General features: G+C 71.7%; 11 protein-coding genes. 9 read left to right on the top strand and 2 right to left on the bottom strand.

Going from position 1 to position 15,902, the window contains the following annotated elements; all coding sequences use genetic code 11:
* Genes ACFWP5_RS26235 through ACFWP5_RS26215 form a run of 5 tightly spaced genes read left to right on the top strand, consistent with a single transcriptional unit; the run spans position 1 to position 7,923 of the window.
* The gene (locus ACFWP5_RS26235; protein WP_384161278.1) at positions 1 to 4,524 is read left to right on the top strand and encodes a beta-ketoacyl synthase N-terminal-like domain-containing protein; all 4,524 of its coding nucleotides are present in this window, start codon (positions 1 to 3) and stop codon (positions 4,522 to 4,524) included.
* Complete coding sequence (locus ACFWP5_RS26230; protein WP_019071397.1) at positions 4,521 to 4,823, top strand: acyl carrier protein; 303 nt, start codon at positions 4,521 to 4,523, stop codon at positions 4,821 to 4,823. Before ACFWP5_RS26235 ends, ACFWP5_RS26230 begins: the two co-directional genes overlap by 4 nt.
* 3 nt (positions 4,824 to 4,826) lie before the next feature.
* Positions 4,827 to 5,648, top strand: coding sequence for an alpha/beta fold hydrolase (locus ACFWP5_RS26225; RefSeq protein ID WP_384161275.1), 822 nt, complete (start codon positions 4,827 to 4,829; stop codon positions 5,646 to 5,648).
* On the top strand, positions 5,645 to 6,844 hold the full coding sequence (locus ACFWP5_RS26220) for a glycosyltransferase (RefSeq protein ID WP_384161272.1): 1,200 nt from the start codon (positions 5,645 to 5,647) through the stop codon (positions 6,842 to 6,844). Before ACFWP5_RS26225 ends, ACFWP5_RS26220 begins: the two co-directional genes overlap by 4 nt.
* A complete protein-coding gene (locus ACFWP5_RS26215) occupies positions 6,841 to 7,923 on the top strand; it encodes a class I SAM-dependent methyltransferase (protein ID WP_384161269.1) in 1,083 nt (360 codons plus the stop codon). The genes ACFWP5_RS26220 and ACFWP5_RS26215 overlap by 4 nt, the downstream gene beginning before the upstream one ends.
* A gap of 6 nt (positions 7,924 to 7,929) precedes the next feature.
* On the opposite strand, the gene ACFWP5_RS26210 is transcribed toward ACFWP5_RS26215, so the two are convergent.
* A complete protein-coding gene (locus tag ACFWP5_RS26210) occupies positions 7,930 to 8,562 on the bottom strand; it encodes an MFS transporter (protein WP_384161267.1) in 633 nt (210 codons plus the stop codon).
* Between the two features lie 44 nt (positions 8,563 to 8,606).
* Between ACFWP5_RS26210 and ACFWP5_RS26205 the strand changes: the two genes are divergently transcribed.
* Complete coding sequence (locus ACFWP5_RS26205; protein ID WP_384161303.1) at positions 8,607 to 8,873, top strand: hypothetical protein; 267 nt, start codon at positions 8,607 to 8,609, stop codon at positions 8,871 to 8,873.
* Between the two features lie 153 nt (positions 8,874 to 9,026).
* On the opposite strand, the gene ACFWP5_RS26200 is transcribed toward ACFWP5_RS26205, so the two are convergent.
* The gene (locus ACFWP5_RS26200) at positions 9,027 to 9,791 is read right to left on the bottom strand and encodes a sugar isomerase domain-containing protein (protein ID WP_384161265.1); all 765 of its coding nucleotides are present in this window, start codon (positions 9,789 to 9,791) and stop codon (positions 9,027 to 9,029) included.
* Positions 9,792 to 9,909: 118 nt separating this feature from the next.
* Between ACFWP5_RS26200 and ACFWP5_RS26195 the strand changes: the two genes are divergently transcribed.
* The 3 genes from ACFWP5_RS26195 (at position 9,910) to ACFWP5_RS26185 (ending at position 15,807) form a co-directional block, all read left to right on the top strand.
* Positions 9,910 to 10,794, top strand: coding sequence for a MurR/RpiR family transcriptional regulator (locus tag ACFWP5_RS26195; RefSeq protein WP_384161262.1), 885 nt, complete (start codon positions 9,910 to 9,912; stop codon positions 10,792 to 10,794).
* A gap of 133 nt (positions 10,795 to 10,927) precedes the next feature.
* Positions 10,928 to 15,184 carry an NEW3 domain-containing protein gene (locus ACFWP5_RS26190; protein WP_384161259.1) on the top strand — a complete coding sequence of 1,419 codons (4,257 nt, stop codon included), beginning with the start codon at positions 10,928 to 10,930 and terminating at the stop codon, positions 15,182 to 15,184.
* A complete protein-coding gene (locus tag ACFWP5_RS26185) occupies positions 15,181 to 15,807 on the top strand; it encodes a peptidyl-prolyl cis-trans isomerase (protein ID WP_384161256.1) in 627 nt (208 codons plus the stop codon). The genes ACFWP5_RS26190 and ACFWP5_RS26185 overlap by 4 nt, the downstream gene beginning before the upstream one ends.
* The last annotated feature ends 95 nt before the right edge of the window (positions 15,808 to 15,902 follow it).

The raw sequence follows: 15,902 nt of genomic DNA, 5'->3' as shown, positions 1-15,902 counted from the left end.
ATGACGGACCGTCAAGTGCCGGTCGCCATCGTGGGAATGTCGGTGCTGCTCCCCGGCGCCGCCGACCTCGACGCGTACTGGCGGAATCTGCTGGCCGGCACGGACGCCATCAGCGAGGTACCGGACGGCCGTTGGGACGCGGACTACTACCGTCCGGACTCCGCGAGCGGTCCGGCCGTGGCCGACCAGGTGTACTGCCGACGCGGCGGATTCGTGGACGAGCTGGCCGAGGTCGAGGTCACCCGGTTCGGCATCATGCCGAACTCGGTGCCCGGCACCGAACCCGACCAGCTCATCGCCCTCCACGTGGCCGCCGCCGCCCTCGCCGACGCGGGCGGCGAGTCCCGCCTGCCCGACCGGCGGCGCGTCGGTGTCGTCCTCGGCCGGGGCGGCTATCTCACCCCCGGCCTGGTCCGCCTCGACCAGCGGGTCCGTACGGCGGGCCAACTCGTCCGCACCCTGGGCGAGTTGCTGCCCGACCTCGACCCCGGCCAACTCGACCGCATCCGTACCGCGTTCACGGAACGGCTCGGCCCCGACAGTCCCGAGTCGGTCATCGGCCTGGTCCCCAACCTCGCGGCGTCCCGCGTCGCCAACCGCCTCGACCTGCGCGGCCCGGCGTACACGGTGGACGCGGCCTGCGCCTCCTCACTGATCGCCGTCGATCAGGCGGTGACCGAACTCGCCGCCGGGCGCTGTGACTTGATGCTCGCCGGGGGCGTCCACCACTGTCACGACATCACGCTGTGGAGCGTGTTCTCCCAGTTGCGCGCGCTCTCCCCGAGCCAGCGCATCCGCCCCTTCCATCGCGACGCCGACGGCATCCTGATCGGCGAGGGCACGGGAGTCGTCGTCCTCAAGCGCCTCGCCGACGCCGAACGCGACGGCGACCGGATCTACGCCGTCATCCGCGGCACCGGCGTGTCCAGCGACGGCCGCGCCGCGAGTCTCGTCAACCCCGACTCGACCGGCCAGACCCACGCCGTACGCCAGGCCTGGCAGGCGGCGGGGCTGGATCCCGCGCTGCCCGGCTCCATCGGCCTCCTTGAGGCGCACGGCACGGCGACGCCCGCCGGTGACGCGGCCGAACTCGCCACGCTGGCCGAGGTGTTCGGTGACACGGGGACATCCCGTGGCGGTGCGGTCATCGGCTCCGTGAAGTCGATGATCGGCCACACGATGCCGGCCGCCGGAGTCGCCGGCCTGGTCAAGGCCGCCCTCGCCGTCCACCACGGCATGCTCCTGCCGACCCTGCACTGCGACGACCCACACCCCGCGCTCGCGGCCACCCGGTTCCGTCCGCTGGAGAGGGCGGCACCCTGGGAGACGACCTCCGAACAGCCGGTGCGGCGGGCGGCGGTCAACGCGTTCGGGTTCGGTGGCATCAACGCGCATGTGGTGCTGGAGGAGGCGCCGGGGGCGCGCGCATCACGTGCGGCGGCGGTGGTCGTCGACGAACCGGAACGCGTGCTGATGCTCGCCGCCGACAGCCCCGAGGCTCTCGCCGCGCTGCTGGACGCGGACGACTCCTCCGTACTGGCCGCGGGCCACGCGCATCCCCCGTCGGGCCCCTCCCGCCTCGGCATCGTCGCCCCGGACGCCAGGCGGCTGACGCTGGCCCGCCGGGCAGTCGCCAAGGGACGGGCGTGGCAGGGCCGTAGCGATGTGTGGTTCACGCCGAGCCCGCTGATCGGGTCCGGCGCGGGCGCGGGAAAGCTGGCGTTCGTCTTCCCGGGCCTGGAGGGCGACTTCACGCCCCGGGTCGAGGACGTCGCCGCGCACTTCGGACTTCGTGAGAACCGGTCCGCAACTCCCGCACAGGTTGGTGATGTTGGCCGCCACGGCTTCGATGTCGTCAGCGTCGGGAGGCTGTTGGACGCCGCGTTGCGCCGGATGGGTGTCGTCCCGGACGCGGTCGCCGGACACAGTGTCGGCGAGTGGACCGCGATGACGGCCGCCGGGGTGTACTCGCCGGACGAGGTCAGCGACTTCATGGAGGCGTTCGACCCGGACACGGTGACGGTCCCCGGCCTCGCCTTCGGTGCGATCGGTGCCCCGGCCGAGCGCGTGCTGTCGGCCCTCGCCGCCGACTGGGCGGGCGCCGGGATCGTCCTCTCCCACGACAACGCGCCGGGCCAGTCGATGGTGTGCGGACCGGACAAGGCGGTGGACGCGTTCGTGCGGTCCTTCCGCGCGCAGGGCGTCCTGAGCCAGGTCCTCCCGTTCCAATCCGGCTTCCACACACCGATGTTGAAGCCCTACCTCGCCCCGATCGAAGAGGCCACGAACCGCTTCCGCCTCCATCCGCCGACGGTCCCCCTGTGGTCGGGGACGACCGCCTCGCCGTATCCCTCGGACGAGTCGGCGGTGCGCGAACTGTTCATCCGCCACCTGTTGGAGCCCGTCCGCTTCCGCCAACTCGTCGAGGCCATGTACACCGCCGGCCACCGCGCGTTCGTCCAGGTCGGCACAGGCCAGCTCGGCTCCCTCATCGACGCCACACTCAGCGGACGCGATCACCTGGTCGTCGCCGCCAACTCGCCCCACCGTTCGGGGCTGGCCCAACTCCGGCGCGTGGCCACGGCATTGTGGGCGGCGGGCGGGACGGTGGATCCGGTGACACTGGCCCCGCAGAAACCGGTTCTACGACGGGAACGGCCTCCGGTACGGCTCGACCTGGACGGCGCACTCGTGTCCCTCGACGCCCCGACCCTGGTGAAGCTGCGGGCGGAGCTGCGCACACCGGCCGCCGCGAACACACCGGTCCTCGCCGCCCTGTCCCCCCTGGACGCACTCACCGACCGCTTCCCCGCCGCCGCCGAACTGCACGCCCTCATGCGCGACACCGCCGACACGGCCGCCCAGCTCATCGGCGCGGGCAGCCGTCGTACCGCACCGACCGCGCCCGTGCTCGCACCCCGGATGTCCACCCCCGTTCTCCCACCCAAACTCCCCACTCCCCCAGGGGAATGGCAGACCACGGTCCACGTCTCCCCCGAGTCCATGCCGTACCTCATGGACCACTGCTTCTTCCCGCAGCGTCCCAACTGGCCGGATGTGGCCGACCGTTGGCCGGTGGTCCCCGCGACCACGATCGTCCAGCACATCATCGAGGCGGCGGAGCGGGCCGCCCCGGGCATGCGCGCGGTCGCCGTGCACGACGCGCGGTTCGACCGATGGCTGACGGCGACACCGTCGGTCGACGTACCGGTGCGGGTGGTCGCCGAGACCCCCGACCGGCTCGCCGTCTCCTTCGGCCCGCACGCCCGCGGTGTGGTCGAACTGGCCCCCGCCCACGCCACATCACCCTCACCGCACCCCCGCCCGGACCCCGCCACCGAACGCGTCCCCGACCACACCGCGTCCCATCTCTACGACGAGCGCTGGATGTTCCACGGCCCGGCGTTCCAGGGCGTCACCGAACTCACCGCGATCGGCGACCGCCACGTACGCGGCGTGATCACCACTCCCTCCGCCCCGGGCGCCCTGCTCGACAACGTGGGCCAGATCCTCGGCTACTGGATCATGTCGACCCGCACCGAACGCACCGTGGTCTTCCCGGTCGGCATGCGCGAGATGCGCTTCTACGGCCCCCGTCCGCGCCCCGGCACGGAGGTGGAGTGCCTGGTACGGATCACCTCGCTCACCGACGTCGTGCTCGAAGCGGACGTCCAGCTCACGGTCGACGGCGAGGTGTGGGCGGAGCTGACCGGCTGGCAGGACCGGCGCTTCGACAACGACCCGCAGACCAGGCCGGTCGAGCGTTTCCCCGAGCGCAACACCCTCTCCGAGGCGCGCCCCGGCGGCCGGACCCTGCTGAACGAGCGCTGGCCCGACCTCGCCTCGCGCGACCTGATCATGCGCAACTCCCTGAGCAGCGTGGAGCGTTCGCAGTACGCCGAGCATCCGCCACGCGGGCGCAGACAGTGGCTGCTGGGCCGGATCGCGGTGAAGGACGCGGTACGGCAGTGGCTGTGGGGCCATGGCGAGGGGGCCGTCTATCCAGCCGAGATCCGGGTCCACAACGACGAGTCGGGCCGCCCGTACGTCACTGGCCTGCACGGCCGGACCCTGCCCCCGCTGGACGTCTCGCTGGCCCATCGCGCCGAGGCCGCGGTCGCGATCGTACGGCCGCACATCCCCGGTCCCGGCCCCGGGATCGACATCGAGGAGGTCGTGGAACGCCCCCCGGCCACCCTCACCACCGCCCTGGGCGAGGAGGAACTCGCCCTCCTGCGCGCCCAGTTGACCGCCACCGGCGAGTCCGAGGCGCTGTGGTTCGCCCGCTTCTGGGCGGCGAAGGAAGCGGTCGCCAAGGCGGAGGGCACCGGCTTCCGGGGACGGCCACGTGACTTCGCCGTCTTCCAAGTGGTCTCCGGATCACGGCTGTCGGTGTCCGGGCGCCTGGAACGCGCCTACACCGTGCACTACGAGCCGGCCGGCAATCCCCCCAGCCTGCCGGACAGGACCTACGTCGTGGCCTGGACGACGGGACCCGCGCACGAGGAGGAGTACGACCGATGACCCCCACCACCGAGGACACCGTCCTCGCCGACCTCACCGGCATGCTGACCGCGCTCCTGGAGGACGAGTACGGCGTCGACGACGTCGAGATCACCATGACGACGACCTTCAACCGCGATCTGGAGTTGGAGAGCATCGACCTGGTGACCCTGGCAGGGCTGCTCCAGGAGCACTACGGCACGAAGGTCAACTTCGCCGAGTTCCTGGCCGGGATGGAGTTCGACGAGATCATCGAACTCACCGTCGGCCGGCTCGTGGAGTACGTCGTGCAGAGTCTCAAGGCAGCCGAGGCGGGCTGAGCCATGGCGATGGTCGACACCGGTCAACTCCGGTTGCACGTACAGAGAATGAGCCCGCCCGACGGTCGCCCTGTGGTCGCCACGGCGGTGCTCGTGCACGGTCTGCTCACCGACAGCCTGGCCAGCTACTACTTCACCATCGCGCCGCCGTTCGCGCTGGCCGGCATCGACGTCGTCATGTACGACCTGCGCGGCCACGGCCGCAGCGGGCGTCCGGCCACCGGCTACACCCTCGACGACAACATCGACGACCTGGAGGCGCTGCTCGACCGCCTGGAGGTGACCGGCCCGGTCCATCTGGTGGGCAACTCCTATGGCGGGACAGTCGCGTTCGGCTACGCGGCCCGCCATCCGGAGCGCGCCGCCAGCGTCTCCCTCATCGAGTCGGAACCGGCGACCACCGCCTGGGCGCCGAAACTCGGCGGCATCCTGGACCGCGTGCTGCACGAGCTGGCGCACAACGAGGACGACGCGATCGCCTGGATCAGCGCGAACCGCGGCCACAACACCGCCCGGCTCGCGAAGGGCGCCGCCCGCCTGGCCCGGGAGACCTCCCTGTCTCAGGACATCCCGGCCAGCGGTGTCTTGACGGAGGATCAGATCCGCGCGGTGTACTGCCCGGTGCTCGGCGTCTACGGCGGCGACTCGGACCTCGCCCTGCTCGCACCCTGGCTGGAATCCGTGCTCCCCGACTGCCGGACCGTCGTCGTCCCCGGCCACGAGCACTCCGTACTGGTCGAGGCGGCGGGCACGGTCGGCGGCCACATCCTCTCCCTGATCCAGGCAAGTGCGCCGGCGTCCGCACAAGCGGCGACGGTCCGGTGAGCCGGTTCCTGTTCGTCGTCCCGCCACTGGTCGGCCACATCAACCCGGCGGCGGGCGTGGCGGCCGAACTGGCTTCACGCGGGCACGAGTTGGCGTGGGTCTGCGCCGACCCCGGTCTCGTACAGCGGCTCGCGGGAGAGTCGGCGCGGGTGTTCCCGTGTGCCGGACCGGTACCGGGTGAGGGCGAGGGCATCCGTCCTCCCGACATCCGTGGCCCCGAGGCGCTGAAGTTCCTGTGGGAGGCCTTCCTCGCGCCGCTCGCCGAGCAGATGGCGCCCGGAGTCACCTCGGCCGTCGAGGAGTTCGGGCCGGACACGGTCGTCGCCGACCAACAGGCCCTGGCCGGCGGCCTGGTGGCGGAGCGGCTCGGCGTGCCGTGGGCGACCTCGGCCACCACCTCGGCCGAGTTCACGGACGTTCTCGCCGGGATGCCCAAAGTCGCCCTCTGGCTGGACGAGTTGCTGCACGGACTCCGCGCCGGGATCGGCGACCCGTCGGGCACCGCCGACCCCCGCTTCTCCCCACACCTCGTGCTCGCGTTCAGCACCCCGGAACTCGTCGGCCCCGAGGCGCGGCAGGGCGAGCAGATCCGCTGGGTCGGCCCGTCGATCGCGCCCCGCCCGGCCGCGCCGGACTTCCCCTGGGACTGGCTGGACCCGGCCCGGTCCCTGGTCCTGGTCAGTCTCGGGACCGCCAACACCGATGTGGGCGCCCGTTTCCTCACCGAGTGCGTGACGGCACTGCGGGCGCGAACGGACCGCGTACAGGCGGTGGTCGCGGACCCCGGCAACGCGCTGGGCGCACCGGACGAGCAGGACAAGGACATCCTCGTCCTGCCCTCCATCCCCCAACTCCCGCTCCTCGAAAGGGCGGACGCGGTCGTTTCCCACGCCGGCCACAACACGGTCTGCGAGGCGCTGTGGCACGGCGTCCCCCTCGTCGTGGCGCCGATCCGCGACGACCAGCCGGTGATCGCCGGGCAGGTCACCGGCGCGGGCGCCGGCATCCGCGTCCGCTTCGGCCGGGTCACCGCCCCCAAGCTGGGCGCGGCGATCGACGCCGTACTCCACGAACCCGACCACCGCGCCGCGGCCGGCCGCATCCGTACGGCGTTCCGCGCGGCCGGAGGCACCCGCGCGGCGGCGACCCACCTGGAGCTGCTGGCCACCGGCGCGTCCCTCAAGGAGACCCCGTGAGCAACGAGGACGACCCCAAGCCCCCGAGCCGCAACGACCAGGTGGCGGCCCTACGGCCCACCTACCAGGCCGACTTGGCCGACGGCCTGGACCGCTTCTTCGAACCCCGGCGCGAGACCTGCCCCTGGTGCGACTCGTCCCGGCTGCGGACCAGGCTGCGCACGAGGGACCTGATCCAGCACAAGCCGGGCACGTTCGTCCTGGACCGCTGCGAGGACTGCCGGCACACCTTCCAGAACCCCCGACTCAGCGCGGCCGGGCTGGAGTTCTACTACCGGGACTTCTACGACGGCCTGGGCGAGAAGCAGTTGGGCAACACGTTCGCGGCCCGCACCAAGATGTACGAGCAGCGCGCGGAGTCGCTCATACCCCATTCGCCAACTCCCAAGAACTGGCTGGATGTTGGGACAGGCCACGGTCACTTCTGCGAGTCGGCCCGCACGGTGTATCCCGACACCACCTTCGACGGCCTCGACTTCACGGACGGCGCCGAACTCGCCGAGCAGGCGGGGCGGGTGGAGCGCGGATACCGGGGCAGCTTCCCCGAGTTGGCCCCGGGTCTCTCGGGCCACTACGACGTCGTCAGCATGTTCCACTACCTGGAGCACAGCACGGAGCCCGAGCGCGAACTGGCCGCCGCACACCAGGCCGTTCGCCCCGGCGGCCACCTGCTGATCGAGGTCCCGGACCCCGACAGCCGCTACTCCCGTCTGCTGGGCCGCTGGTGGCTGCCGTGGCTCCAGCCCCAGCACCTGCACTTCATCCCGGTCGAGAACCTGCGCCGCCGACTCACCGACCTGGGCTTCACGGTCGTGGCGGAACAGCACGCGGAGCCGCACGACCCGGTCGATCTCCTCGCCGGCACCTGGCTGGCCCTGGACACGGCCGCGCCCCGCGACAACCTGCCGTGGCTGCCGAAGCCCCCGACAGGACTGGCCCGTACGGGCCGCGCGGCGGTGCTGATCGCTGGGATACCGGCGCTGCTCCTGGGCACGCTCCTCGACCGGCTCGTCGTGAAGCGGCTGTCGCATCGGCTGGGGGTGTCGAACGCCTATCGGCTGGTGGCGCGGCGCGACTGAGCCCGGTCAGGGGCGCGGTCGGTCCAGTTCCGCCAGCGCGCGAGCGACCGCGTCCGCCGTAACCCCGTCGGCCCGGTTGTCGAAGACCAGGCGCCGACCGTCCGTCCATCGGCACTCGTTGGCCTCGGCCGCCTTCCAGAACGTGTCCCAGTCGGCGAGCTTGGACAGGTCACGGGCGCGGCCCCGGGCGGAGTCGGAGTCGGAGGCCAGGGTCCACAGGCAGCCCATCGGGACCTGGGTGGCGAAGTAGCCGAGGGACAGCAGGGCGATCGCGAGCGGGGTGCTGTGGACGTACGCCACGGGGAGGACCGCGGCGGCCGCCATTACGGCGCCGCCGACGATGGGGACCTTGCGGGAGCCGACCGCGGAGTGGCCCCGGCGGATCAGCCGTCCGGAGAGCCGGCCGCCGAAGAGGACGCCGCCGATGCCGCATAGGTAGGGCAGCGAGGACAGCCAGCCGGTCTCGGAGAGGCTGAAGCCGCGGGAGGTCTGGAGGTAGCTGGGCAGCCAGATCAGGTAGACCCACACCGTGTAGAAGATGCCGAAGGCGCCGAGGATCATGAAGCAGGTATTGCGCTGCTTGAACAGCGCGCCCCAACTCGCCTCCTCCGCCTGCTCGTTCGCGTGGGCCTCCGCCAACTCCGCGCCCCTGATGACGGCTTCCTGAGCGCCGGTCCTGGGACCTGTCCCACGGCGTCACGAGTTTCTCGATGGACAAGGTGCTGCTCAAGCGGGCGGTGATGGAGGCGGCCGGCTCGGTCGCGCTGCTCGCCGACAGCACGAAGTGGGGCACGGTGGAGCGGTTCGACGTGACCGGGCTCGAGCGGCTCGACACCGTCGTGACCGACGACGGCCTGCCGTCGGCCGTGGTCGACCGCATCGCGGAGGAGGGCCCGGCGGTGCTCCGCACGGGCCGAGCACTGACTGAGTACCGGCCACGTACCGGCTGACCCCCATTGAATGATGCATTCACCGCGTCTAGCATTACTCGGTGATTCCATCAATTCCCGTCTGACTTCTGCTCGTTGACGGGGGACGTGACAACGACGAGCGGCCGCGGCCCGGTTCCGGGGGCTCCGGCCGCTCGTCCACAGATCGCGAACTCAGCTCGCGGTACGGCGAATCCGCCCCTCGTACCGCTTCTCCAGCTCCAGATTGCCCTCGAAGCCGCCGGGCACATTGGCCGAGACGTACACCGGCGGGCGCTCCCCCGAGGCGAGCAACTGCGCCGCCGCCTCCGCGACCGACAGCTGCACGAGCATCGCGCCGGTGAGCGTGGACAGGGCACAGACGGCGCCGCCCGTGGGGAGTTCGAGGAGGGCGTCGCCGCGCGGGGCCGCGTTGTCGAGGACGACGTCGGCGAGGTCGGCGAGCTTCTTGCCGCTCGGGTGACCGACCGGGACGGCGCGGGTGTGGGCGAGCGAGGTGATGGCCAGAAGCCGGTGGCCGCGCTCCTTCACCCGCAGGGCCATCTCCACGATCACCTTGTTCACACCGGAGTTGGAGATGATGACGAAGAGGTCCTGCGGGCGGGGGTCGGCGAGCTCGTAGAGGCGCCCGGCGACACCGGCCTGCCGCTCCAGCAGCGGGTCGTCGAGGACGCTCGGGGCATCGCCGCCGTAGAGGACGAGGTCGGCGATGCTGAGGCGGTTGGTGGGCACCAAACCCCCGGCTCTGCCCGCGAGTTCGAGGACCATCGCCTGGGAGTGGCCGGTGCCGAAGGCCTGGATGACGCCGTCCGTGCGGACGCACTCCGCGATCAGTTCGGCGGCGCGGGACACGGTCTCGCGGCTGGACTCGGTGATGTGCTGGAGGACGGCCAGGCTCTCGCGCGCGAAGGTCTCGGCGCTTACGGACTCGGCGGACACTCGATTCTCCCCACCGGTGGATCAAACCACCTATTCTTTCTAGATCAATGAATCAATAAATCACATGCGGTCCTGGTATTCAATCGATGGCCTCTGGGGTGGCTGATACCTTCTCCACATGCCCCCGACAGACGTCACCACCCTCATCCGCACCGAGCTGCCCCGGCTGGCCGGCTCACTGAGGAAGGTCGGCGAGCTGATCCTGGAGGATCCGGCCGCCGTCACCCACTGCTCGGCCGCCGAGCTGGGCCGCCGCACCGGCACTTCACAGGCGACGGTGACCCGGTTCTGCCGGGCGGTGGGCCTCGACTCGTACCAGCATCTGCTGATCGAGCTGGCCCAGGAGCGCGGGCGCGGCGAGGTCTCCGACTGGGGCACCGCCGAGATCGGCCCGGACATCTCGCCGGACGACGATCTCGAACGGGTCGTGCAGGTCGTGGGCAGCGCGGATCTGCGCGCGGTCCAGCAGACCATCGACCGGATCGACCTCGACGCGGTCGAGCGCGCGGCCACGGCCGCTGCCCGCGCCCGGCGCATCGACGTCTACGGCATCGGCGGCAGCGGCGCGGTCGCCCAGGAGACCGAGACCCGGCTGTTCCGCATCGGCTGCGCGGTGCGCGGCTGGACCGAGGTGCACGCCGCCGCCACCTCCGCCGCGCTGCTCACCCCGGCGGACGTCGCCATCGGCATCTCCCAGTCCGGTTCGACCCGCGAGACCATCGAGCCGTTCGAACTCGCCAAGGAGCGCGGCGCCACCACGATCGCCCTGACCTCCGACCCGCGCTCCCCGCTCGCCCGCGCCGCCGACATCCGGCTCATCTCCTCGTCCTCGGCGACGAGTTTCCCCACCGGCATCATCGGCGCCCGCCACTCCGTCCTGGTCCTCATCGACTGCCTCTACGTCCGCATCGCGCAGCTCTCCTACCAGCGCGCGAGCGCCTCACTGGCCCTCACCGACCACATCGCCGGGGAGCACACCGCGAAGTCCCGCCGGGGCCGGTGATCCCACCCCGACCGCGGCCGTGATCTCGGCCGAGTCTGCATGGATGAACCACCGAAGTTACGCGGGGATGGTTGTTTGAATCATCCTCGCGGTGTCAGGATGGGCGCTCCGCCGAGCCTCTGGTAGGAGACCCATGCGCGTCACCGCTGCTCTGTCGACCGAGCTGTTCGTCGGCACCGCCGAGCGTCCGCTCCAGGTGGTGGCCGCCGAGCTCGCCCATGTCCCCGGCCGGCCGGTCCGCCTCACGGTCGAGGGCCCCGGCCTGCGCGGCACCGCGGAGACCACCGTGGGCGAGGACGGCACCGCGCGCGTCGAGATACCCGTGACCTGCGACCTCGCGCCCGGCGAGCGGTGCGCGATGGAGGTGACGGCGGCCGACGGCGACCAACTGGCCACGTACAGCGCGGAGTTCACGGCCTCCGAACCCGGCTGGACCATGTTCATGGTCAGCCACTTCCACTACGACCCCGTCTGGTGGAACACCCAGGGCGCCTACACCGAGACCTGGGACGTCGCCGACGACCCCGCGTCCACCGGCCTTCCGGCCCGCACCTTCGACTCCCGCGGCCAGTCCGGCATGAGCCTCGTCCGCGCCCACTGCGACCTGGCCCGCCGCGACCCCGCGTACACCTTCGTGCTGGCCGAGGTCGACTACCTCAAGCCGTACTGGGACGCCTTCCCGGAAGAGCGGGCCTTTCTGCGGGAGTTGATCCGCACCGGCCGGGTCGAGATCATGGGCGGCACGTACAACGAGCCCAACACCAACCTCACCGGCGCCGAGGCGACCATACGCAACGCCCTGTACGGGGACGGCTTTCAGCGCGGAATCCTGGGCGCCTCACCTGAAACCGCCTGGCAGTTGGACGCGTTCGGGCACGACCCGCAGTTCCCCGGGCTAATGGCGGACGCGGGAGTGTCCTCCAGCTCGTGGGCGCGCGGGCCGTTCCACCAGTGGGGGCCGACGCTCTCCGTGTTCGGCGAGGAGCCGCGTGACCCCCAACGCATGCAGTTCCCGGCCGAGTTCAGCTGGATCGCCCCCTCCGGGCGCGGCCTGCTCACGGCCTACATGGTCAACCACTACGGCGCCGGCTGGGCCATCGACAACGCCCCCACGCTCCCCGAGGCGGAAGCAGCCGCGCTGAAGCTGTTCCGAGGACTCAAGAAGGTCGCGCTCACCCGCAACGTGCTGCTCCCGGTCGGCGGCGACTACGCGCCCCCGTGCCGCTGGGTGATGGACATCCACCGCGACTGGAACGCCCTTTACGTCTGGCCGCGCTTCGTCAGCGCGATCCCCCGGGACTTCTTCGCCGCCGTACGCGCCCAGTTGGACGAGGAGGGCCGCAAGGCGTCCCCCCAGACCAGGGACATGAACCCGATCTACACCGGCAAGGACGTCTCCTACATCGACACCAAGCAGGCCCAGCGCTACGGCGAGACACTCCTCGCCGACGCCGAGGCCTGGGCGACCCTGGCCTCCCTCGTCGCCCAACACCCGTATCCGGACGCGGCGTTGGACAAGGCTTGGCGACAGCTCATCTACGGCGCCCACCACGACGCCATCACCGGCTCCGAGTCGGACCAGGTGTACATCGACCTGATGACCGGCTGGCGCGAGCTGTACGACCTGGCCGAGGCGGTGCACGCCGACGCGACCGAGGCCATCGCCGACAAGGTGGCCCAACTGCCGGGTGGAACGGACGACTTGGTCGTTTTCAACCCGGCGACCTGGGAGCGCCGGGACGTACTGACGGTCGCCGACCCGGGCCGGGTCCCCCTCGACGACACCGGCCTGCCCCTGCCCGCCGTACGCGAGGGCGACCAACTCCGCGTCGTCGTACCGGACGTCCCCGGCATGGGCCTCAAGGCCCTCCCGCTCGCCGAGGGTTCGGTGTCCGAGTGGGCACCCGGCGAAGGCCTCACCATCCGCAACGAGTTCTACGAGGTGACGGTCGACCCCGCGCGAGGCGGCGGCGTCAGCAGCCTGCGCGAACTGGCGGGGGGCGGCCGTGAGTTGCTGCGCGCCGGTGACATCGGCAACGAACTCGTCGTGCAGGAGGAGTACGCGAGACACCCGCGCTTCGGCGAGGGGCCGTGGCATCTCACCCCGACCGGAACCACCGCCGCACGCAGCCGGGATGTCGTCGCCGACATCGATGTCCGGCACTCCCCCGCCGGTTCACGGATCACCGTCACCGCCGACCTCGGACTGTTCCGGTACACCCAGCGGTTGACGCTGTGGACCGGGGTGCCGCGCCTCGATGTGACCACCACGATCGACGGGTACGACGGCGCCGACCGGCTGATCCGGGTGCGCTGGCCGTCCGACGTGACCGGCGGGCTGCCCGTGCACGAGGTGGCGGACGCGGTGATCGGGCGCGGGTTCGGCTTCGTCGAGGTGGACAGCGAGCAGTTCCCCTGGACGCTCGACAACCCGGCGAACACGTGGTTCGGGCTGGGCTCCACTGCGCGGGTCGCGGTGCGGGACGAGTCGGGGCAGGTGCTCGGGCACCGGTCGATCGGTGTCGCCGAACTCGTCTACGCCGACTGGGACGACGCCGGTGAACTCGGTACGCCGCTCGCGGCGGCCCTGGTCCGCGCCGGGGTCACCGCGACCTCGACGATCGCCGGCGGCCCGCGCTACGGCGACCTCGAAGTCGACTCCAACCTCCCCGACTTCCGTATCGCCGTGGGCGCGCCCGAGCGCAACTCCGTGGTCGCCGAGGCCCTCGGCTGGGACCCGGCCGCAGGGCGCGAGCTGCGCCGGCAGCTTGCCGAACGGGGTGTCGCGTCGGTGTGGGTCGCGCCGCGTGCCGGGCTGCGCGAGGAGTGGGTGCCGGGGGCCGATCTGCGCGACCTCGAACGGTTGCCGCTGCTCGTGGTCGCGGGCGCCCGCGCCGGGGACGACGCCAAGGCGGTGGACGCGTTGATCGCCGACCTAGACGACGCGGTCCTCACGGCTACTGCGGCGGGCGGCTGCGAGGCCCTGCCGCCGGGCGACGCGTGGGACGGCCGTAGCTTCGCCGTCCTCAACCGGGGCACGCCCGGCTGTGTCGTCACCTCCTCCGGCGACCTCTACATGTCTCTCATGCGCTCCTGCACCGGCTGGCCCTCCGGCATCTGGGTCGACCCACCCCGCCGGACGGCACCCGACGGCTCCGCCTTCCAACTCCAGCGCTGGACCCACGAGTTCGAGTACGCGGTGGTCGCGGGCGCCGGTGACTGGCGCGAGGCCCGACTGCCGCAGGCCGGACACGAGTTCAACCACCCCCTCACGGCACGCCTGCGGACCTCCACCACCGCCCCTACGTCCGCTCCCGTCGAACAGGGCTCCCTGCCAAGGAAGTTCGCCCTGCTCGGCCTGGAACCGGCGGGTGAGGTCGTGCTCGACGCCCTCAAGCCGCTCGGCTCCCCGCTGGCCCGGGGCAGCGCGGTACCGGTCGACCCGGGGCGCGGTGTCGTCGTACGGATGCACGAGGTGAACGGCCGGCCGGTGCGGGCCCGGATACGCGGGCCACGTGACTGGGCCGAGGGTACGCGAGCCGACGTACTGGAGGCGCCCGGTGAGGAGTTGACGCCGGAGCGGGACGGTGGGCTCGCCGTCGATCTGACCGGTTTCGAGGTCGCGACGGTGTTGGCGACTCCCAACGAAGGCGTCGGATCGCCAACCAGCCCTGGAATAGCGTCGGATGAGCCCGCGCAACCCGTCCACACCCGCTACTGGCTCCACAACTCCGGTCCCGCGCCCCGGGGAAACATGCCGGTGTCGGTGTACCTCTCCCCCGGCACCCTCACCGTGTCCGGCCCCGTCACCGCGACCGTCCGGGTCGGCTCGGAACTCACCGACGCGCCGGTGTCGGGCACCGTGAGGATCGAGGTGCCGCCCGGCTGGACCGCCGAACCCGCCGAACTGCCCTACGCGTTGGGCCCCGGCGGGTTCACGCTGGCCGAGGTGACCGTGACACCGCCGCCGGAACCGGAGCCCGGCCGACATTGGCTCGCGGCCCGGCTGCCGTACGGCGGGCAGACGTACGAGGACGTCGTGGCGCTGGATGTGGCGGGCGGGCAGCATGGCCCAACGCTGGTGCCCGGTCTGGGAGTTGAGCGGATCAGCGTGCGGGCGGGTGAGCGGGTCCAGGTTCCGGTGACCGTGCGCAACACCACCCGTGGGCCCGTCAACGGCACCCTCTGGGCCGTCTCCTCGTGGGGCACCTGGGCCGGTGTCGAGCCCGGCTGCCAGGGGTTCACGGTGGCCGGGGGCGCGGAGCAGGAGTGCCTGATCGAGGTGGACGGCTCGGCGGTGCCGCCGGGGTCGTACTGGTTGCTGGCGAAGGTCGCCTGGCACGGGTGTGTCGCCTACACGGCGGCCGTCGCGCTGGAGGTGACGCCATGACGGAGCACGCGGCCGTGGTGCGGGGCGCGGCCGTAGCCAAGGGGCGGGTGGACGCGTTGCTGGCGGCCGTACCCGCCCGGGACCGGGAGACCCGGCCCGAGGCGCTCGCGCGGGCCGAGCGGCAGCGCCGGCGGTGGGCGACCCAGGTGGTGGTCATCGACGAGCTGGCCCAACGGACTTGTGCGGAACGGGGGTTGAGGCCTCCCGCCGAGGTGTCGCCGGATCGGGTGCTCGCCGTCGCCGAGACCGACGTCGCGGATCTCGGCAGCATCGTCGCGGCGGCCCTCGCGCACTCCCCGGCCGCGCGGCTGCTGCTGGCCGAGCTGGAGGGCGAGCAGGAGGTCGCGGAGGCCGCCGTACGGGACTACTACGACCGTAACCGGGACCGCTTCCTCACGACGGAGGCGCTGCGGCGCGGTGTCGACCCGTTCGGCGGGGCGGCATCGGAGGACTTCCTGTCGTACGGGCAGGCCCGCGAGGGGGTCGCGCGGGAGTTGCGGCGGGCCGCGGGGCGGCGAGCCTTCTTCGGTTGGTTGGACCAGGCCAAGGCCGGAGTCGTGTATGCCGTGGGTCATGAGCACCCCGGCGACCCGGCCCATCCGGACCACGAGCACCGGCACTGATCACTCCCGGAACCTAAAAGCAACATGAGAACCCATTGACCTCCGATGAATTCTGGTCCACCTTTTCGTCAATCGGAGTCGAAGTTGGTTAATTG

This window comes from Streptomyces sp. NPDC058469, from assembly GCF_042721125.1.
In the GTDB taxonomy this organism is placed as follows: Bacteria; Actinomycetota; Actinomycetes; order Streptomycetales; family Streptomycetaceae; genus Streptomyces.
This window is presented reverse-complemented; position numbering and strand designations above follow the sequence as displayed.